This is a genomic window from Mucilaginibacter aureus (assembly GCF_053514885.1).
This window is the reverse complement of the sequence record NZ_CP170601.1, coordinates 3,692,321-3,714,940: the sequence shown is the minus strand read 5'-3', so window position 1 is coordinate 3,714,940 and position 22,620 is coordinate 3,692,321. Positions and strand designations below refer to the sequence as shown.

Genomic DNA, 22,620 nt, shown 5'->3' with positions numbered 1-22,620 from the left:
AGCCAATTGGTTACCGGAATGTGATCAGGTGAGATAACAACCGCAGGCCTAAGTTCTGTTAATGCTTAGTGAAGTTCTACCAGTTTTTGTTAAAAAGCTATAACAAATGTGTATTGCCCTCCAGAATTAGTCCGTTGTTCGTTTGTGGGCAGATCGCATGCCTTTCATCTTATTTCTTTTAAGGCGTAAAAACTCCGAGGGAGACAGATCGTACTTCTCTTTAAATAGTTTTGAAAAATAGCCCGGGGTAGCAAATCCGGTCATGAAAGAGATCTCACGAATGGTATAATGGGTTTGTTCGAGCAATGATGCCGCCTTTTGCAGTTTTATGGTCCGTACATAATCAACTGGCGGCTGGCCGGTAAGTTCAAACAGTTTATTGTAAAGCGAACTACGGCTCATGCCCAGGTGTCTGCTAAGTTCTTCGATAGTGAATCCCGGATCGTTCAGCCTTTCTTCGATCAATGAAGATAGATCACTGAGCAGTTTCTCATCGGCCGATCGGACCTCCATTTCGGGGGCGATCAATTGTATATGTTTAGAGAAGGTGTCTCTTAGCCGTTGGTTAAGGTTGATCAGGTTACTGATACGGGTGTTCAATACTTCAAAACTGAAGGGCTTGGTGAGGTAATCATTCGCTTCGGTCTGTAAACCCTTTACATGATCTTCTTCCCTGCCAAGTGCCGTCAATAAGATCACTGGGATAAAACTTGTCCGTTTATCAGTTTTAATTTTCCGGCATAGTGCCATGCCATCCATCACCGGCATACTCACATCACTTATCACCAGGTCGGGGTGGCCCGATAACACTTTTTGCCAGCCTTCTTTCCCATTTACCGCTTCTGTAACCCGATAATGTTTCTCCAGGTTTTCTTTTAAGTAATTCCTGAAATCATCATTATCTTCTACCAATAAGATGCTGCGCTTTTCACTATCGGAGACTTTCATTATCGGTATGCCGTTTTTATGACCATCCGGGTTTGCCGCTATGCTATGTTCAACGGCATCAATGATGGGCAGAACAACAATAAAAGAACTTCCCTTGCCCGGTTCACTTATTACCGTAACGTTGCCGCCATGTAGTTCGGTAAATTCTTTAACGATCGACAACCCGATACCGCTTCCCTGGTTTAAGATCTCTTCCGGAGCATCATGCTGGAAAAACTTTTTAAAAATTCTTGACTGGTCATTTAGGGGAATACCTACACCGGAATCGGCAATAGTAATTTGGAGACTGTTTGTTTCTGAGTAAAGAGATAAATTAACACTCACCGTACCACCCGCACCTGTAAACTTGAATGCATTAGCGAGTAAGTTAAAAATTATGCGTTCAAGTTTATCCGGATCAAAACGCGCATGCAAGCTTTCAACTTCGGTTTGGAATGAAAAACTTATTTTTTTTTGCTCTGAAATGTCTTCAAAGGAATTCGCAGCATCTCTTATAAATGCCACCATATCTCCACTGGAAAGGTTGAGCCTCAGTTCCTGCTCTTCCATCTTCCTTAGATCAAGTAACTGGTTAACGAGATCGAGCAAACGGCGGGCATTGCGTTGGATGACCGGTACCTCTTTTACTATGTTTTCTTCAGTTGGGCTTGTCATCAGTTTTTCGATGGGCGCCATAATTAACGAGATGGGCGTACGAAACTCATGGCTAAGATTGGTAAGGAAATTAATTTTCATCACATCCAGTTCACGCAGCCGTTTTGTTTCACGCTTCTCCTCCTCGATCGCAAGTTTTGTTTTAATATTACGGATGCCTCTATGGCGAATATAGAAAAGCAGCCCCACGCCGATCGATACGTAGATCAGGTATGCGTAAATGGTGCGCCACCACGGCGGCGACACGGTGATCAGCACCGATGTTGGCTCGGTGTTCCACAAGCCTTTACTATGGCTTGCCCTGACCAAAAAAGTGTAAGTACCCGGGTCAAGGTTAGTAAAATAGGCAGTAGATGCATGGCCAACATAGTTCCACTTCGTGTCAAAACCTTTAAGCATGTACGAATACTGGTCCTGATGTGCATCGGTATAATTTAAAGCAGTATAACTGATGGAAAAGTTTTGGTGATAGGTCAGGTCTATTTTTTTTGCGATGCTGATCTGTTGCTGAATGGGTGAATTGTCGCCTGCTGAAACGGGGTTATTATCGATCTTTAAACTTGTTAGCACCACTTTAGGAGTTTGGTTGTTTTCAGGAAGGTCTTTAGGGTCGAAATAATTGAACCCGTCCTGCCCACCAAAAAACAACATGCCGTCCGCTGTTTCAAAGCCGGCTCCCCTTATAAAGGGGCTATCCTGTACCCCATTTTGTTTGCTATATTTTTTTGACCTCCGTGTACGCAGGTCAAGGCTGATAATGCCCCGGCTTGTACTCATCCAAAGCAAGTTATTTTTATCCTGTAATATTTTGTAAACGATCTCGTTAATAAGCCCCTCATTTTCCAGATAGGGCTTGAACCTCGCGGACCTCGCGTCAAACTCATCTATACCACCGCCATAGGTTGCCACCCATATTTTGCCGGTCTCATCTTGCAAAACCGACAACACCAGGTTACTGGGAAGCGCATTAGCCGCCTTATTATAGACAACCATGCTACCCGTATTGATATTAAAAGCAGCAATTCCCCCACCCCAGGTACCAACCCACATTTCGTCGCTGTTGATCGGGGTTAGGGTGCGGACAAAGTTATTCATCACTTTATTTTGCATGGTAGCTTTGAAAAACCGGAGGTAGTTATCAAATTTTCCGGTTTTAGGGTCGTAAATATCTACTCCTCCGCCATTTGTACCGATCCACATCCGGCCTTTTTGATCTTCCTCAACACAGTAGACATCATTTTGGGAAATGTGATGCTCTCCGTTTCCCTCCACGATATTCGTGCATTTGCCGGAAGATGGGTCAAGTATATAAAGCCCATGCTGCAGCGTACCTATCCAAAGTCTTCCCTCCTTGTCGTATTTCAGGCAAAGTACCGAGATACGGTCTTCTGCGATCTTTTCCCGCGCGTCAATGCGAATAGTTCTGAAAAGGCCCGTCTTCCTGTCAAAGAACTGCAGGCCATTATCGTTGCCGATAAAAATGCCACCACCCTTTGCCTGCTCGGCGAAAGCATTGATGTTCGGTCCGGCCAGGCCATGTTGATCGAAAAGGTTAGTTAACTTAACATTTAACAAAGCGAGATTACGGTCAAATTTGTTCACCCCGCCTTTATTCGTTCCAATCCAGTAAATATTGCTTTTATCAATACAGATACTGGTTACGGCTTTTGCTGAAAGACTGTATCTACTCCTCGGATCCGGGAGATAACGTTCAGTTTTTAAATTGCGGGGGTTAAAGATAACCAGGCCGCTATCTGTACCGAGCCATAGATAGCCATTGTCGGGCGCGATCGCAAGTACAGGGCTGTTGGCGAAATTGGAGAAACCGCTTTCGTCGGCCTGCAACGCACTAAGGCCGCTATGCGTACCAAACCATAACCGGCCCGAATTGTCTTCGGCAATGCCTTTTATCAGGCCGGGCCCTATGCTTTTCTTATCCTGTTCGTTGTGGACATATCTCTTTAATGATCTGTTGTCGAGATTGAGGCAAAATAAGCCAAGGTTGGTCCCGGCCCACATCCGGTGTTTGCTGTCTTCAAAAAAGCCAAGGGCCACTGGCGGTGATCTGTAATCAGTGGTAATGGGATCGGTGGTTTTATTTGTCTTCAGGTCGATGACACGTACCCCACTAAAGCCTGATACCCAAAGCCTGCCCTGGTGATCGCCATCAATTGCCAGTATGGTTTCGGTCTGTAGTTTTTTTTCTACCGCCCCTGTTCGGTATTGGCTGAAAGTATCGTGCGTGCGATCGTAATAAACCAGTGCACCGCCACCGGTACCTATCCAAAGCCTCCCGGTCTTATCTTCATATAGACAGAGTATCTCATTTACGGGCAAACTGGTTTCGTCGCCATCAACATGGCGGTAAACAGTAAAATTCGTCCCGTCAAAACGATCCAACCCGTCGGTGGTAGCAAACCAAACCCATCCATAGCTATCTTTAAGTATAGCATTCACACCATTAGACGAAAGGCCGTTCTTGGTAGTAAGCGAAGTGAAATTAAGTTCCTGCTGCGCGTAACCTGGTAAACTTAAAAAAACGCACAAACTGCAAACCAAGGCGTTAAATATCACTTTACTCATTACGCGCTATTATAATTGTTATAAAAAACACTGATGCCTTACCGCATATGAGAATGAAGATACACGTTTTATTCTTTAAATAGTAAGGGCGCGAGTTCATTCAAACTGCGGCGCCAGGTCAAAAACTCGTGCGCTGTATTTTGAGAAACATACGAAACAGCATTATATCCGTTGTTTTTTAGTTCGGCCGCAGCATTAATTACGCCATCTGGCCGCTCTTTGCTTCCACAGCTTATGAATATGAGTTTTGGCTTGGGTTTGCCTGCAAGTTCTGCAGGCGTATAAATACCACCGCTCAGCAGGGCATAGTAGGCAAATTGGTCGGTCTTAGCTAATGTAATAGCGTGTGTTTCCATACCGCCCATAGAGAGTCCCCCCATTGCCCTGTGTCCTCTGTCGGCAAGCGTGCGGAAGTTAGCGTCAATATAAGGGATCAATTCAGCGGTCAAAACCGTTTGAAACGCGTCGACCTTGAAATTTCTCAGACCGCCAGGACCCATTTTGATATCATTGGTCATGCCGTAGGTCATTACAATAATAAAGGGTTTTATTTTGCCTTCTGCCAGCAGGTTATCCATGATCAGGTTGGCGCGTCCCTGGTTGCTCCAGGCAGTTTCATCTTCACCCCAGCCATGTTGCAGGTACAATACCGGATACTTCTTCGAACGGTCTTTTTCGTAACCCGGAGGCGTGTAAACAAAAGCTCTTCGTGATGTATTAGTGCTCCTTGAAGGAAAAAGGATCTGTTGTACATGACCATGCGGAACATCCTTAAGTGCATAAAAGTCCTGATCATGAGCAGGTATTTCAATTCCGCTTTCCCAACGGGTGGACCCGTAGTAATTCAACGCACCCGGATCATTAAATACGCCGCCGTCAACAGTGAGGTGGTAGTAGTGAAAGCCTTCGTCCATAGGGCCTTCGGTAGTGCCCGTAAAATAGCCGTCGGTACCTTTGGTCAATCGGGTGCCGCCTCTGCCGCCCAGCCCAAGGCTAACCCGTACGCTATCGGCTTTAGGTGCCTTTACACGGAACCGTACAAAGCCTTGTGAATTTACCTGTGGATAGGTTTGACCGGGCTGATTAAGGCTCGACGGCTGAAAATCCTCGTTTACAGTTGTCGGAGTTATTTGAGCTCGACATACACTACCGGCCAAAGCAATTGACACTACAATAGTTAAACATTTTAAATTCATTTCTTGATAATTTAGGTATAAAACAGGCGGTCTTTCTATAGTATCAGGGGATGACCAAAACCCAGTTCACTAAATTGTGTGAATGTTTGATCAAAACATGCTACATTTTGCTAAAAAGCTTCAATAAATGTTTACACCAAAAACCGGAAAGTGGCTCCAAGAGATAAAAAGCCTTCGATCGCTAACTTCCTTTAGTAATATGCAATCGGTTATTTATTTATTATCAGCTAATTTATAACTTACAATATAATGATCTGTGGCTACCTATACGATGCAAATAACTAATTATTCATCAAATCAGCTATGAAACAAATATGACCTACAGCTATATTTTAGCGCAATAGGTAATATTTGATACATATCAGCAACATCTATGCTACCAAATTGTAACATTGGTGATACTTAAGTTGTTGGTTATCCCGCTACCTTAGCTGTCGTAGATATTACCTGAGAAAAATAAACAGGCATATTTTATAAACCAATTTTAACCAGATTTACTAATAGTTCTGCAATCCGTTGCATTAATTAAAGCGCCTGATTTTTTTTGACGTGTGTCAAATGATCTAATGGATAGCGTAGCAAATATGGCGGTGTAAACCTTTATTCCCTAAGTTAAATCTAACCTAAAAATCAATAATAAATCACCTAAAATTAAAACCATCCTTATGATGTACTATCTACTTAAAAAAATCAAGATCTACAGACTGCCAGTGATCCCGCTATTATGCGTGTTTGGCCCTGTATTTGCTCATGGCCTGCATCACGAGGCTGTCACAAATATGGCTGGGAACCATAAGTTGGCAATGATCATCAAAAATCTGGACGTAACAGTAACGGGTACTATATCGGACGAAGCAGGTTCGCCATTACCTGGCGTAACAGTTTTAGTAAAAGGAACTAAAATAGCTCAAACCACCAATCTGAGTGGAAAATTCAAATTAACCGTAGCCGACCCGAATGCTATTCTGATATTCAGGTATTTAGGTTATGAAACTGTTGAGGTGCCTTTGCAAGGCCGAACAGACATAACTGTTCATCTTAAAGAAGCGAAAACCATTTTAAGCGAAGTGATCGTTGTGGGCTATGGTTCGCAACGGCGCGCTAATGTTACGGGTGCAATATCATCTGTAAGCTCCACAACGTTAAATGCAGTGTCGGTATCCAGTATTGACAATGCTTTACAGGGCAGGGTTGCTGGTTTAACTGTTACCAATAATGGTGGCCCCGGCACAACCCCGGTGGTAGCAATAAGGGGTATTAGTTCGATCAGCTTTGGAACTGATCCCTTATATGTTGTTGACGGCTTTCCGCTTGCCGGAGGTTTAAACGCCTTCGACTCAAAAGATGTGGAGAACATACAGGTATTAAAGGATGCGAGCGCTGCTGCTATTTACGGGTCGAGGGCAACTAACGGTGTAATTTTAATTACCACAAAAAAAGGATCAAGAAACGGTAAAATAGCTGTCAATTTGGATATATCCGCAGGCGTTCAAAATCCCGTTAACTATTATAGCTTGCTTAATACCAACCAATATGTTCAATATGCCACAGCCCTTGATGGGCCAAGTTTGCCTCCGCGCTTCTTACCAGCTAATTTTAATGCGCCAAATTACCCGGGCTCTCCTCTAACCTATGCGCAAACAAATACCGACTGGCAACATGAATATTTTAAAACGAACGCCTTAATAACCTCAAATAATTTATCCGTTAGCGGTGGCAATGATGTTTCGAGGTTCTATTCATCTATCGGATATTTTAAGCAGAACGGAATAGCGCAGGCTCAAAGCTTTGAACGTTTAAATTATCGTATTAATTCAGACCATATCATCAGCAAGTTTTTAACGTTTGGTGAAAATGTCTATATAGCGGCGTCGACCCAGCATTATGATGCTACCCAGGGAAATCGTACTTTGATCACAAATGTGGTACGTATGTTACCGTATATACCCATCTCCGACCCTACAAAGGCAGGAGGCTTTCAAGGTCCGATCAGCAGTTTTGATGGTTCAGACCCAACTAACCCGGTTGAAGCGGCCCTGATAGGCAATAATCAAATAAATTCGACCAACATTTTTGGCAATGCCTACCTGGAAGCCTCTATAACCTCTTATTTAAGATTCCGCTCTACCTTCGGTGCAAATTACATAAGTAATTACACAAGTAATTACACGCCAATTTATAATGATGGTGGTACACTTAGTGCGTCTTCCGCGGCTGTTGCCTACCAGCGGCAAACTTATTTTAACAGGATCGGAACTCAACAATTAACCTTCGATAAGTACTTTGGCGGTCATCACTTAACTGCTTTAGCGGTTTATGAACAACAATCCTTACACTACATTAACCAAACAGAGTCGGGTACACAAAACACCAATTTGGTCACTACGTTAAATGGCGCCGGTAACATATCCGCCAATAACACCAATGAAGATAATTTATTACAATCGTTACTTGGCCGTATTACTTATGATTATAAAGGAAAATATCTCCTCAACGCATCTATACGACGTGACGGCTTATCTGTATGGGCGCCGGGTAATAAGTATGCCAGTTTCCCTGCCGTGTCTGTTGGTTGGAACATTAATAAAGAGTCCTTTCTGGAAAACAACAACACTATATCAGAGTTGAAGCTTAGGGCTGGCTATGGCCTCACAGGTATTAACCCGAGTTCAGTAGGCAATTATCCTTATTTATCGCAGGTGCAGATCAACCAGGCTTATTATCCTATCGGAAACGCGAGCGCCTCAGGTAACGCTAACAGCTCATTTACAAATGGTTTGACCAACCCTAATTTAGGTTGGGAAAAAACCAAGCAATTTAACGTAGGGCTGGATCTGGGGGTACTGGATAATAAATTTACCCTGGTTGCCGAGTATTATAGACGACAAACCGATAATCTTATTTTGAATGTGCCTACTCCTACAAGCTTTGGCTTTTTGGGAACCGGATCATTGGTAAATATCGGCGCCATGCGCAATACCGGTTTAGAGTTTCAATTAGGTTATCATAAATCAACAGGAAATTTCAAATATGAACTGACCGGCTTAATAAGTTTTGTTCGCAACACGGTTGTGTCCTTAAATACCGAAAGTGCTTCAATTCCATCAGGCAACGATCCCGACTTTGGCGGAGGTGATGCTTTTACCAACACAGTTGCAGGTCAATCAATACAGTATTTTTACGGTTGGGTAACCGATGGGATCTTTCAAAATGCGGCTCAGGTAGCCAGCAGCGCTAAACAGGCAGGTGCTGCTCCTGGCGACATAAAGTTTAAAGACATCAGCGGCCCTAAAGGTGTTCCGGATGGCGTTATTGATAACTATGACCGTACAAATCTGGGCAGCTTCCTCCCCGATTTCACTTATTCATTAAACGCTAACGCATCATATAAAGGGTTTGATGCCTCCATCTTCTTTCAGGGAGTACAAGGAAATAAAGTTTTGGATGCTGAACGTATCATATTGGAAGGTATGCCAAGGTTATTTAATGCCAGCACACAGGTATTAAACGCGTGGACACCATCTAACACCAACACTGATATGCCGCGCGCCATAAATTCAGATCCTAACCGTAACGGCCGCTTATCTTCACGCTGGGTCGAGAACGGTTCGTATTTGAGGCTAAAAAGCCTGGTTATTGGTTACACATTGCCGTCAACGGCAAGCGGTATCCAAAAATTTGGTGTTAAAAGATTACGGTTATATACATCGGCGCAAAACCTCGCAACAATAAGCGGATACAAAGGTTTAGACCCTGAAATTGGCACAAAAAACGGTACGCTAACAAACGGCGTCGACTTTGGCCAATATCCAACTGCTAGAACATTCCAGTTTGGTATACAGGCGGGTTTTTAATAATATGATATTAAATATAGTAATATGAAAAAGAAGATAATTTATGTTAGTTTACTAACACTTTTCCTTACAATTATAATAACCATATCCTGTAACAAGAGTGATCTGGACAAATCCAATCCTAACTCTGTAGCAAGTACAAGTTATTTTAATACATCGTCTCAATTAGTAGAGGCAACCAACGCCATATATTCTGCATGGCACGGCTACAACCTGGTGGGACGCGAATGGTTTTTTGTACACGATCTGCGTAGTGATGACGTTGCCACGGGCGGCAGCCAGTTAGAAGCGCCGCGAAACCAAATACTCATCGGTGTAGTTGACCCGGCCAACCCTGTAATGAATTCAGTGTGGAACTCATTATATGTTGTTATTCACAGGGCTTGTACGGTTACCGATAATGCAGCAAATGTTACCGATAATAACCCCCTCGTGAAAAGGTGTGTTGGTGAAGCTCTTTTTTTAAGGGGCTGGGCGTATTACGAACTGGCAAGCCAATGGGGAAGTGTGCCTATCTATACTGCCCAGGTTACATCGCCAACAGACTATCATCCCAAATCGCCGGCGTCAGCTGTTTTTGCACAGGCCGTAAGTGATCTTACCGCGGCCGCTGCAGCATTACCGGGCAAATCTGGTATAGATCTGGGGCGTGCAACCGCCGCTGCGGCAAATGCTATGCTGGCCCGCGTATTAATGCAAACAGGTGATTATGCCGGCGCTAAAGCTGCTTTGCTAAAAATACCCACTACCGGTAGCGATGGATATGCGCTCACCTCGCGTTATCTTGACAATTTTGAAGAAGAAACTGAATTTAACAATGAATCCATTTTCGAAATGATCTATGCAGACAAAGGTGACAATAACTTTAACTGGGGCAGTGGCACCGGTGATGGAGCTGCCGCTGATCAAACCACGGTACGGAACCAGGAGTATAATCCGATAGGCTGGCGCAACCTTATACCTTCTGACAGGGTATTAAACGAGTATGAAAGTACTTTGACCGGAGCGGTCAAAACGGACCCAAGATATTCGTTCTCAGTTTATCAAACAGGCGACTCGTTCGACAATAATACCACAACTTTGGTTGATGCAGATCAAAATGGTAACTCTTCTACCGTGCATGGCGTTAAAATAAAAACAGGGTGGCGTAAATTTCAATTGATCTATAAAGAAGACAGGCCTACAGCCAGTTTTCATCCGGGAAGCAATAACCAGCGGATACTGCGTTACGCGGAAGTGCTGTTAATGCTGGCCGAATGTGAAAATGAACTGGGCAATACAGCCAACGCCGTAGGTTATCTAAATCAGGTAAGGGCAAGGCCAAGCGTAGCGATGCCGCCATATCCTACCACTCAGTTCCCTGTAACTACCAAAGCAGATGTTGTTAAGGCGATCATCCATGAAAAAACAGCCGAAATGGCTGGCGAAGAAGTACGTAATATAGACATTTTGCGCTGGAGGCGCAAAGGCTATTTCGCCACCGAACCGCTTTCATATTATACTCCAGCGCTTGAATTTTTACCTATACCACAATCTGAAATTGACAATAATCCCAAATTATAACAGCCGGATCATAACATTCTAAGTTATATTTAAAGATAATTTACGGGCAGGTAAAAAGTAGCTTCGGCTATTTTTTACCTGCCCCTTTGCAAATATCAGTTTATTTGATCAATGCACTTATTCAACCGTATGAAACAATTTTACCTTCTTTTATCGGCAGCAATTGTATCGGCCTTAGGCTCATGCAGCCACCCTAAACATACTTTGTTCGAACAAGTTTCCCCGTTTCATTCAGGCATTCATTTTAATAATTTAATTACTGAAAACGATTCTATCAATCCGCTGGATAACGCCTACATATACAATGGCGGTGGCGTGGGTGTTGGAGATCTTAACAATGATGGTCTCCCAGATCTGTACTTTACCGGTAATATGACATCGAACAAACTCTATTTGAATAGAGGCGACTTTGAATTTGAAGACATCACCGAAAAAGCAGGCGTAAATGGCATGGGGCGTTGGGGGCGCGGAGTTGCGGTAATTGACATCAACAATGATGGCTTGTTAGACCTATATGTTTGCAACTCATTATTGAAAGACTCACTAAGCAGACGTAATCTTTTATATATCAATACGGGCATCGATAAAGACGGCATCCCGCATTTTAAAGAGGAGGCCCACGAGTACGGATTGGATATACATGCCCATTCTACCATGGCCAGCTTTTTCGATTATGACAATGACGGGCGATTGGATATGTACCTGACAGTCAATGAACCCGACCGGGCCTTTTATGCAAATAATTTCAGACCGATCATTAAAGATGGCAGCAGTCCCAGCACAGGCCATCTGTATCAAAATGTTTGGGATGCCCGCCTGAAGCACCCCGTTTTTCATGATGTATCAAAGCAGGCCGGGATATTGATCGAAGGATATGGCCATGCGGCGAGTATTGTCGATATTAACCGCGACGGCTGGAAAGATATCTATGTCACCAATGATTTCCTTTCTGCCAATATATTATACATCAACAACCACGACGGTACCTTTACTGATAGATCGAAGGAGTATTTTAAACACACCTCTTTTAATGCAATGGGGCAGGATATTGAGGATATGAACAATGATGGGCTTGCCGATGTGTTTGAACTTGACATGTCGCCGGAGGACAACTACCGCAAAAAAATGATGTCGATGCCAAACAGCTATCAGTCGTTTCAACTGATCGACCATTATGGGTATCAGTACCAGTACGTACGCAATACGTTGCAGTTGAACCAAGGGCCACGTGTGGGACAAAATGATTCAATCAAACACCCCGCGTTCAGCGAGATCGGCTTTTTAAGCGGTGTATCACAAACCGATTGGAGCTGGACCCCGATGATAGCTGATCTTGATAATGACAGTTATCGGGATCTGATCGTAACTAACGGCTATCCGAAAGATGTGACCGACCATGATTTCATTACTTTTCGTGATAACCCTTACTCAACTGCATCCAAGAAAAAAATAATGGAACAGTTGCCTACGGTAAAGCTTCATAACTACGGGTTTAAAAACAACGGCGATCTTACTTTCAGTGATGATACCCAAAACTGGGGATTAGAACGGCCGACCTTTTCGAACGGAGCCGCGTATGCAGACCTAAATAACGATGGTGCTTTAGATCTGATAATCAACAACATCAATGACGAAGCCCTGATCTACAAAAACATGGCCCGAACCTTAGATAAAAACACATCACATTACCTGCAGATCAAATTTGTGGGAGATGCTAACAACAAAAACGGAATAGGAGTCTGGGCAGACATTTATTATGACAATGGGGAACACCAGGTTTATGAGAACAGCCCGTATCGGGGCTATTTATCATCTATCCAAAACATGGCCCATTTTGGCCTTGGAAAAATAACAAAAATCGATTCTGTGGTTATCCGCTGGAACAATAACAAAAAACAAATATTGGTGGATGTAAAGGCCGATCAGCGATTGTCGGTAAATATTTCGGATGCACACGATGCCTACACATGGAACCAACCTCTTAAAAATACTAACGGGCTTTTTAAAGAGATAACAAACACAGCGAACATTCATTACAAGCACCAGGAAGATGATTTTGTTGATTTCAACATTCAAAAATTATTGCCCCATAAGCTTTCCGAATACTCGCCTGCGATGGCGGTTGGTGATGTGGATGGTAATGGCTTAGACGATATTGTTGTCGGCGGATGTTCAAAATATCCCGCGCAGATATTATTGCAGCAGGCCAATGGTAAATTTTCACAGCGAAACCTGTTAACCACCCCTTCACTGGGAAACGAAAACACAAAAGACGAAGGTATCCTATTGTTTGATGCCGATGGAGACGGTAAGCCCGATCTGTACATATCAAGTGGAGGATACGAAAATAAAGCAGGAAGCCCGGCTTATCAAGATAGATTGTACCTGAATGATGGTAGAGGTAATTTCAAACTGGCGGTTGGCGCTTTACCTGCAAATTTTACCAGTAAATTGTGTGTAAGAGCTATCGATTTTAATAAAGATGGTAAACTGGATCTGTTCATTTCAGGCCGGGTTGAGCCCTGGGCATATCCGAAGCCGGTATCAAGCACCATTTTACGGAACGATAGTTATAAGGGCCATCTAAAATTTACCGACGTTACAAATGAAGTTGCGCCTGCACTAAAAAATATAGGGTTGGTATGTGATGCATTGTTTACCGATTATAACAATGACGGCTGGCCAGATCTGATACTTGCAGGCGAATGGATGCCTATAAAATTTCTTAAAAATAATAAAGGTAAATATACTGACGAAACGGCGTCAACGGGTTTGTCTGATAATTGTGGCTGGTGGAACAGCATTGTAGCAGGCGATTTCAGGCACACAGGCCGCATGGACTATATTGTTGGCAACGTGGGGCTAAATACGCTATATCAGGTAAGCAATAAGTATCCTGCCTATATAACAGCCAGCGATTTTGATAATAGGGGCAGAATAGACGCCTTCCCTTCATTGTACCTGCCTGATCAGGATGGTTCAAAAAAGGAATATCCAGCTTTTGTGAGAGACGACGCTGTTAAACAACTGATAAGCCTTCGCAAAAAGTTTACAAATTACAGATCTTACGCCAAGGCTACTTTACAGGATCTGCTAACACCCGCTCAATTTAAAAGTGCATTACGATTAAAAGTTAATGAACAGCGATCATGTTACTTACGCAACGAAGGAAATGGAAAATTTACCATGATCCCTTTACCTAAAGAAGCACAGGTTTCGGCACTTAATGGTATGGCTGTGGATGACTACGACCATGACGGTAATCTTGACGTGATCTTCAACGGAAACGACTATGGTACCGATGTGTCAATAGGCCGCTATGACGCGTTGAACGGATTGATGCTTAAAGGCGATGGCAAAGGGAATTTTAAACCTGTATCAATACTCGAAAGCGGTATTTATATCCCAGGTAACGGCAAAGCGTTGGTAAAGCTTCACAACAAAGAGGGCAATTATTTGCTGGCAGCCAGTCAAAATAAAGATGCTTTAAAATTGTTTGAGTTAAAAAACAGATCACGTTTTATTGTACCCGGCTATTTAGATTTAAGCGCAATTGTTCATTATGCTAATGGCACATCAACTAAACAGGAATTTTATTACGGCTCATCTTTCCTGTCGCAGTCGGCCAGATTTGTAGAGGTGGGTAAAAATGTATCGAGCCTCACCATCCTCCGCAACGATGGAACCAATTATGAGGTGAAACCCAAATAGCCTCGTTATGACGAACTTTAAAGCGTACATTGTACTGTTAACGATCGCCTTGTTATTTTCCGCCTGTAAAAACACGGAAAACAGTAACCAGGAAATGGTAAAACTGCTGCATGATCAGGACCTGTTTGAAACTAATGCCTTAAACATTTACTCAGCGGCAGCCGTATTAAAACATCAGGATTCAATTATCAACAATGCCACGCGGGGCACAGATCTGTTGCAGGTTTACATTGACAAAGCATACACCCTGTTACAATTGGGAAACGAGCAAAAGGCGGTTAACATTTTGGATAGCCTGAACAAGACTTTTGTAGCTGACTATTTAAAGCGGGAAGCGGTTACAAAAGCATTGGCTCTGGCTTGCATGCGCCTGGGTGAGCGAACCAATTGCATTAACCATCATTCGGCCGAAGCTTGCATTTTACCCATACAGGGTACGGGTATACACGTCGACCAAAATGGATCCAAAAGGGCCATCGCCTTGTATCAGCAGTTGTTAAAAAATAATTCCAATGATCACGAAGCACTGTGGTTGCTTAACATTGCTTACATGACCATTGGCGGCTATCCACAACAAGTACCACCTCAATACCTGATAAAGATGGCCGATACCGGATCAAATAGCAATATAAAGCCATTTGCAGACGTGGCGATGGATCTGGGCCTGGCCATTAGGAAAATGGCGGGTGGCTGTATTGTGGACGACTTTAACAATGACGGATACGACGATATTATTACCAGCAGCAGCAGTTTGAAAGAGTCCATGCATTATTTCAAAAACAACAAGGACGGAACATTTACGGATATAGCCAAGGCCGCCGGACTGAGCCAATTTACAGGTGGTTTAAATATCATGCAAACCGACTATAATAACGATGGGCTCAAAGATATTTTTGTGTTGCGCGGTGCATGGAAAGGCAAATTTGGGAAGGAGCCGAACTCATTGTTGAAAAATAACGGCGATGGCACATTTACAGATGTGACCAAACAAAGCGGATTGCTATCTTTTCACCCTACCCAGACCGCAGCCTGGGCCGATTTTAATAACGATGGCTGGCTTGATGTGTTTATAGGCAATGAAAGCACACCCGATGATGTTAATGCATGCGAATTATTTATAAATAACAAAAACGGGACCTTTACAGAATCGGCCATATCTGCCGGGGCCGATATTAAACTTTTTGTAAAAGGTGTAACTTCCGGAGATTATGACAATGACGGCCGGACCGACATTTTCATTTCTACAATGAATGGGAATAATGTATTACTAAGGAACATCACCCAAAAAGACGGGCCAGTTAAGTTTAAAGATGTGACCACAGATGCAAAATTAAACGTGAAAAACTATGGAACGTTCACCACATGGTTCTGGGATTACGACAATGACGGTTTTCAGGATATTTTGATATGCGGATACGGTAATAATACTACAATTGCCCGTATTGCCGGAGCCAATGCGTTAAACAGGTATCAGGGTAATTTCGGCAAAAATATCTTGTACCGCAACCTGCACAACGGCACTTTTAAAGATGTTTCGCAAGAAGTACAGCTCGACCAGGTAACCTTTGCTATGGGCGCAAATTTTGGCGATATTGATAACGATGGATTTTTGGATATTTATTTTGGTACCGGCAACCCCTTGTTCTCGTCACTCATCCCTAATAAACTCTACAAAAATGATGGAGGGAAAAAGTTTTCAGATATTACCACACCGGCCCGCGTTGGCAGCCTGCAAAAGGGCCATGGAATAGCTTTCGCTGATCTGAATAATGACGGAAATGAAGACATTTTTATAAACATGGGCGGAGCTTACCCGGGCGATGCTTATCAAAATGCTTTGTTTATGAACCCAGGCCAAAATAATGACAACCATTGGATAAACATTTTGCTGGAAGGGACGATATCAAATAAGCAAGCCATCGGTGCCAAGCTTAAATTAACATTTAACGAAAACGGTATAAGGCGCAGCGTTTTCCGGGTAGTAAACTCAGGTGGCAGTTTTGGATCTAACCCTTTATCGCAACATATAGGCATAGGTAAAGCCGTTCAGGTAGACAGCCTTGAAGTTACCTGGCCCGTTTCCGGAAAGCGACAATACTTTACGGGTATAGCAAAAGATAAAAACATAAAAATTAAAGAAGGATCCAGTAAATTAACTTCGTATACATTAACGAGGCTTGATTTTATAAAAATGCCTGGGATGGGCGATATGCACTGACCATTAAGTAATTGACCAACGTAAATTTATTAAACCTAATAAAACCTATCAAAATGCTTCATTCTAACAAATCCTTTTGGCTCCTGATCGCATGTTTTTTAATGTCTTGCGGAAGCCGTCAAATTTCTATACCAGCTGATAGCGAGATCATTAATGAAAACGAGGATAAACTTACCCAGCTAATTATTTATGATGTATTTACCCCACCGGTGGCCAGCAGAATTTATGCTTATGCATCGCTGGCATCTTACGAAGCGATCCGTTTTCAGGATACAACATACGGATCAATAATTACTGATCTGAAAGGCTTCGATAAGCCCCCTATGCCCCAAAAAGGCAAGAAATATAATTTCACCCTTGCAGCCACTAAAGCGTTTTTTACGGTGAGCCGGAAAGTTACTTTTTCCGTCGACTCCTTAAAGACGTATGAGGACAATATTTATAACACATTCAAAGCCCAGCTCGACGATTCTACTTATGCGCGTTCTATTGCCTTTGGCGAAAGCGTGGGGAAAGTAATTTTAAAACGGGCAGCAGTTGACAACTATCCGCAAACGCGGGCTAAACCTAAGTTTATAGGTAGCAACGAACCCGGTAAGTGGCGTCCTACACCACCGGACTATTTAGATGGGGTTGAGTACTGCTGGGGAACAATGAAAACCCTGGTACTCGATTCGTCTGCGCAGTTTACCCCTCCCCCGCCACCGCCGTTCAGCAATGACAAAAAAAGTGAATATTTTCAGCAGAATCTGCGTTTATATGAACAGAGCAAACACCTTACTGACGAACAGCGAACCATTGCCAGGTACTGGGATGATAACCCCTTTGTTATGCAGCACTCCGGACACATGATGTTCGCCAATAAAAAAATAACACCTGGCGGCCATTGGATCGGGATAACGGCTATTGCCTGCAAAAAAACACATGCCAGTGCTGTTAAAACGGCGCAAGCCTATGCCCTCACGTCTGTCGCTATGTTTGACGCGTTCATCAGTTGCTGGCAGGAAAAATACACATCAAGCTATATTCGTCCGGTTACTGTAATTAACGAGAACATCGATGCTACATGGCTGCCCATACTGCAAACGCCTCCATTTCCGGAATATCCCAGCGGCCACAGCACCATTACACGAGCGGCCGCAGTAATGTTGACACACCTGTTTGGCGATAACTTTTCATTTCGGGATACCAGCGACCTGCGTTATATAGGAATGCAGCGACCGTTTACCTCATTCGTACAAGCAGCTAACGAAGCTTCTATCAGTCGCTTTTATGGAGGTATCCATTATGTTAACAGCGTAAATATGGGCGCAGATCAAGGTAAAAAAGTATCCGAATACATTATAAAAAAATTAAAGCTATAGATATTTACACCCTATAGATCACTTTGCCCGTATAACAGTTACTTACTTGTCTTTAAGTTTAATAATTGTAAATTTACTTACCATTATAGATCGCATAAGCGCAAGGTTAATTACCTATTAACACCGCTACTGTCTTTTTTTTAAGTTTATTACAGTTCTGACCGCTGTTTAAATTAAAGTTATTTAACAATGAAAAAGTATATGAACAATATTTTTGGTGTACTTATTTTGTTGTGTCTGCTACATTGCAATTTTGCATCCGCCCAAAGCGATCAATACCAGTTCTCACATCTGAATATAGACAATGGCCTGTCAAATAATCGGGTTACCTGCATTTACAAGGACACCAAAGGTTTTATGTGGTTTGGTACCAAATCCGGGCTTAACCGGTATGATGGCTATAAGTTCAAAGTTTTTAAACATGATATCAATAATAAAACGTCGATCAACGACGATTATATCATTAGCATTACAACCGGTCCCCAAAATAAGTTGTGGATAAAAACGCGAAAGGGTTTTAATATTTATGACCCGTTAACAGACGCCTTTGACCATCAGATCAAAGCGGCGCTGCGCCCCTACAACATCCCCGATTCTCTTATCATCGCGTTAACAAAAGATAGTTACGGCAATTTCTGGTTTTTACACAATAACAACGGGGTATATTCATATCCCCCCTCAACAAATAAAGTAGTACATCTCAAACATTCATCAGTTGACACCTCCTCGGTTCATGCAGGCATCGGCACCGACCTTGCCGGAGATGGAAATGGCAATATCTGGGTGGTTTATAATGATGGTGTACTTGAAAAAATAGACCGTAATACACATAAAATAGTTAGTCGGGTATATGCGATAAATAAAGCTTACCCCAACGAGACCATTGAGTATCATTTATCGGTCGATCAGCAAGGTGATGTTTGGGCTTATGCGCCGTTTCGAGCGAATGGCGTGTTTTTTGTTTCCGATAAAGCAATTTTTAAACACCTTGGCAATGCTACCGGCAGCATAAAAATAACTTCGGATATTGTTTTTAATGTCATCCAGGACCATAAAGGGCTAATATGGATAGCGACCGACCATGGTGGTATCAATCTGCTCGACAAAAAAACGTTCCAGGTAAAACAAACCATTTTTAACAGGCCCGATGACAACCGGAGCCTGAGCCAGGATTGCATCGTATCACTATTTAAAGATAATGCTAACATCATTTGGCTGGGTACTTTTAAGAAAGGGATTAGCTATTATCACCCCGACATCATAAAGTTTCCTTTTTTCAGGCATGAATCGCTTATAAAAAACAGTTTGAGCTATGACGACGTCAACCGGTTCGTTGAAGATAAAAAGGGCAATATTTGGATCGGGAGCAACGGCGGCGGGTTGATCTACTTTGATAGAAAGGCAGGAACATTTACCACATATTTACATAACAGTGCAGACCCTAATAGCTTATGTAATAACGTGATCGCAAGTATTTACCTTGATCATGAACAAAACCTCTGGATAGGCACTTATTTTGGTGGGTTGGATTGTTTTGACGGCCGGACATTTAAACACTATAGACATATTCAATCTGACCCTAAAAGCTTATCTGACAATAGTGTTTGGGAAATATTGGAAGACTCAAAGAAGCGCTTGTGGATTGGCACGCTGTCTGGGGGTTTGAACCTCTTTGACCGGGTGCACCAAAATTTTATCCATTACCCGGCCGGGCGTCCTAATTCGGTGCCAAATCCATACATATCGGGCCTTGCTGAAGATAATAAAGGCAATTTATGGGTAGCAACTTACGGCGGATTGGCGGTTTTGCTCAACGGTTCAGAGAAGTTTATTTATTACAAACACGACGAAGCTGACAAGGAGAGCCTGTGCAATGATAATGTTTCAAACCTGATGATGGACAGTCGTAACCTGATCTGGGCGGCTACTAATGAAGGCTTAAGCATGTTTGACCCCAAAGTTGGCAAATTCAAAAATTTTCAGCAAGCTGACGGGCTGCCCGATAACGCAGTTCTTACCATCGTTGAAGATAAAAACCATAATTTATGGATGAGTACACTCAACGGACTTTCAAATTTGATCATTAGCCGCAACCGTACTGGTGGTTATAATTTCGCATTTAAAAATTATGAACAAGCCGATGGACTTCAAGGAAAAGAATTTAATGAGGACGCAGCCCTGGCCACCCGGAGTGGCGAATTAATTTTCGGTGGTAGCAATGGGTTTAATTTGTTTAACCCCGATAATATTAAAACAACGACAGAAAAACCTGTATTAGTGCTTACTGATTTTCAGCTGTTCAATAAAAGTATACGCGCTGGCCAACAGGTGGATGGGCACATCATCCTTGATCATTCGATAACTGAAACCAATGAACTAACCCTCCGTTATAATGAGAACGCATTTTCTGTGGAGTTTGCGGCAGTTAATTTTTTTAATACCGATAAAATTAAGCATGCATATCTGCTTGATGGGTTTGACAAAAATTGGATCGTTGCTGATCATGGGATCAGAAAAGCAAGCTACACCAACCTTGACCCCGGTACTTATACATTTAAACTTCGGGCTGCCGGTGACGACGGGAGATGGACAGAACAACCGCTCGCTCTTAAAATTACGGTTCTGCCTCCTATATGGCGTACTACGTGGGCTTACGCGCTTTATGTATTAATGGCATTTGGCATTCTCTTTTTGATAAGGCATCGTGGTATTAAGAAGTTAAAGGCCGATTTTGCTGCACAACAGGAACGCCAGGAAGTGAACCAGATGCACGAGCTGGATCTGATGAAGATCAAATTTTTTACCAATATCAGTCATGAGTTCCGCACACCCCTATCATTGATATTGGCCCCCGTTGACAAGCTATTAACACTAAATAACAACGAGGAAACAAAGAAACACCTACAGATGATCAGCCGGAACGGAAGACGTTTGCTTAACCTGGTGAACCAATTGCTTGATTTTAGGAAAATGGAAGTTCATGAGCTTAAATTATGCGATAAAAAGGCAGATATTGTGAGATCCATAGAAGAAGCCGTTTATTCGTTTTCTGACATAGCCGAAAGTAAAAAGATAGCCCTACGCTTTAATACCCAGATAGAGTCGTTAACCACCAGTTTTGATCAGGACAAGATCGAGCGTATATTATTTAACCTGCTATCAAATGCTTTTAAGTTTACCCACGAGGGTGGCGAAATAGAGGTCAAGTTATCATTCAAAGATAATTCCGAAATAAACAAGATACTCAAGATCGAAGTTACAGATAATGGGATCGGTATACCAGCCGCCAAATTGGATAAGATCTTCGATCGGTTTTTCCAAAATGATATGCCTGGCTCTATGGTAAACCAGGGCAGCGGTATTGGCCTGGCTATCACCAAAGAGTTTGTCAGTTTGCACCATGGAACTATAAGTGTTGAAAGTGAGGCCGATAAAGGAAGTACTTTCATTGTCCTGTTACCAGTTGATCCCGATCTTGCTTTACCGGACACTGGTAAAAATATTTATATTGGTCACCATGCAAATGGCTCAAATGCAGGTGTCGTCAGAGCTGCCAAAAAAAATAAAGTGGCTGGAAAAGAACAACAAAATCATCTTAAAAAGCCTTTGATCTTATTGATAGACGACACCGAAGATTTTAGATTTTATTTGAAAGACAATTTAAAGGAGCACTACAGAGTTGTGGAGGCTGTAAATGGTGTAGACGGCTGGCAAAAGGTATTAGCTGATCACCCCTCTTTAATAGTTAGTGATATCACCATGCCCGAAATGAACGGTATTGACCTGTGCCATAAAATAAAGAATGATAGCAGGACCAAACACATTCCGGTTATTTTGTTGACTGCCATAACCGGGCAAAATGAACAGTTGCGGGGATTGGAAACAGGTGCCAGCGATTATTTGACCAAGCCATTTAATTTCGAGATCTTATCATCAAAAATAAAAAACCTGCTTGATCAACAACTTACCTTAAAAAAAACCTATCAAAAACAGATCGATCTGGAAACGGTCGGCAGTTCAGATACTAAACATGAGGACAAGTTCATTGTTGACATGATCAGGCTAATTGATAAAAATATTGATAACCCTGATTTTTCTGTAGAAGAATTAAGTTCAGAAATGGCAATGAGCAGGGTAACCCTTTATAGAAAAACATTGTTGATGACAGAACGCACACCCGTTGAATTTATCAAGCTATGTAGGCTAAAAAAAGCTGCGCAGCTTTTGGAGACCACCCATCTCAATATCGCCGAAGTAGCTTATGAGGTAGGTTTCAATAACCCTAAATATTTCGCGAAATCATTTAAACGAGAGTTCAACCAGCTGCCCACCGACTATCGATCATTGTTTAAACAAACATATGAGTATTTGGATGATAAATAATTCTCCCTGCATCAAAATATCAAGTCAGGTGTTTTTTTGATAGATCGGCAACATTGCTAACCCCAATAAGCAACATTTGGATCACGTAACCGATGTAAATGGCAGGTATATTTAGCGGAAATTAAAAACAACCTACCCTACCACAA

8 protein-coding genes are annotated in these 22,620 nt (G+C 42.6%); 6 read left to right on the top strand and 2 right to left on the bottom strand.

Going from position 1 to position 22,620, the window contains the following annotated elements; translation table 11 throughout:
- Positions 1-126 precede the first annotated feature (126 nt).
- Positions 127-4,185 carry a hybrid sensor histidine kinase/response regulator transcription factor gene (locus ACFGVR_RS15915; RefSeq protein ID WP_448698303.1) on the bottom strand — a complete coding sequence of 1,353 codons (4,059 nt, stop codon included), beginning with the start codon at positions 4,183-4,185 and terminating at the stop codon, positions 127-129.
- A 68-nt stretch (positions 4,186-4,253) separates the two neighbouring features.
- Entirely contained in the window at positions 4,254-5,381 is a 1,128-nt protein-coding gene (locus ACFGVR_RS15910; protein ID WP_448698302.1) for an alpha/beta hydrolase-fold protein, read from the bottom strand.
- Positions 5,382-6,046: 665 nt separating this feature from the next.
- Between ACFGVR_RS15910 and ACFGVR_RS15905 the strand changes: the two genes are divergently transcribed.
- The 6 genes from ACFGVR_RS15905 to ACFGVR_RS15880 all read left to right on the top strand — a co-directional run bounded on the left by ACFGVR_RS15905 (position 6,047) and on the right by ACFGVR_RS15880 (position 22,474).
- Positions 6,047-9,235, top strand: a complete 3,189-nt coding sequence (locus ACFGVR_RS15905) for a SusC/RagA family TonB-linked outer membrane protein (RefSeq protein ID WP_448698301.1) — start codon at positions 6,047-6,049, stop codon at positions 9,233-9,235.
- Positions 9,236-9,259: 24 nt separating this feature from the next.
- Positions 9,260-10,798: a RagB/SusD family nutrient uptake outer membrane protein gene (locus tag ACFGVR_RS15900; protein ID WP_448698300.1), complete on the top strand. Its 1,539-nt coding sequence runs from the start codon at positions 9,260-9,262 to the stop codon at positions 10,796-10,798.
- Positions 10,799-10,927: 129 nt separating this feature from the next.
- Positions 10,928-14,509: a VCBS repeat-containing protein gene (locus tag ACFGVR_RS15895; RefSeq protein WP_448698299.1), complete on the top strand. Its 3,582-nt coding sequence runs from the start codon at positions 10,928-10,930 to the stop codon at positions 14,507-14,509.
- 7 nt (positions 14,510-14,516) lie between these two features.
- Positions 14,517-16,727: an FG-GAP-like repeat-containing protein gene (locus tag ACFGVR_RS15890; RefSeq protein ID WP_448698298.1), complete on the top strand. Its 2,211-nt coding sequence runs from the start codon at positions 14,517-14,519 to the stop codon at positions 16,725-16,727.
- Between the two features lie 101 nt (positions 16,728-16,828).
- Positions 16,829-18,091: a vanadium-dependent haloperoxidase gene (locus tag ACFGVR_RS15885; protein WP_448698297.1), complete on the top strand. Its 1,263-nt coding sequence runs from the start codon at positions 16,829-16,831 to the stop codon at positions 18,089-18,091.
- Between the two features lie 189 nt (positions 18,092-18,280).
- Entirely contained in the window at positions 18,281-22,474 is a 4,194-nt protein-coding gene (locus ACFGVR_RS15880) for a hybrid sensor histidine kinase/response regulator transcription factor (protein ID WP_448698296.1), read from the top strand.
- Positions 22,475-22,620 lie beyond the last annotated feature (146 nt).

What these genes read in the sequence shown, in the direction of transcription:
- ACFGVR_RS15915 (WP_448698303.1), bottom strand. Translation starts at nt 4,185, where the DNA reads ATGAGTAAAGTGATATTTAACGCCTTGGTTTGCAGTTTGTGCGTTTTT.
- ACFGVR_RS15910 (WP_448698302.1), bottom strand. Translation starts at nt 5,381, where the DNA reads ATGAATTTAAAATGTTTAACTATTGTAGTGTCAATTGCTTTGGCCGGT.
- ACFGVR_RS15905 (WP_448698301.1), top strand. Translation starts at nt 6,047, where the DNA reads ATGATGTACTATCTACTTAAAAAAATCAAGATCTACAGACTGCCAGTG.
- ACFGVR_RS15900 (WP_448698300.1), top strand. Translation starts at nt 9,260, where the DNA reads ATGAAAAAGAAGATAATTTATGTTAGTTTACTAACACTTTTCCTTACA.
- ACFGVR_RS15895 (WP_448698299.1), top strand. Translation starts at nt 10,928, where the DNA reads ATGAAACAATTTTACCTTCTTTTATCGGCAGCAATTGTATCGGCCTTA.
- ACFGVR_RS15890 (WP_448698298.1), top strand. Translation starts at nt 14,517, where the DNA reads ATGACGAACTTTAAAGCGTACATTGTACTGTTAACGATCGCCTTGTTA.
- ACFGVR_RS15885 (WP_448698297.1), top strand. Translation starts at nt 16,829, where the DNA reads ATGTCTTGCGGAAGCCGTCAAATTTCTATACCAGCTGATAGCGAGATC.
- ACFGVR_RS15880 (WP_448698296.1), top strand. Translation starts at nt 18,281, where the DNA reads ATGAAAAAGTATATGAACAATATTTTTGGTGTACTTATTTTGTTGTGT.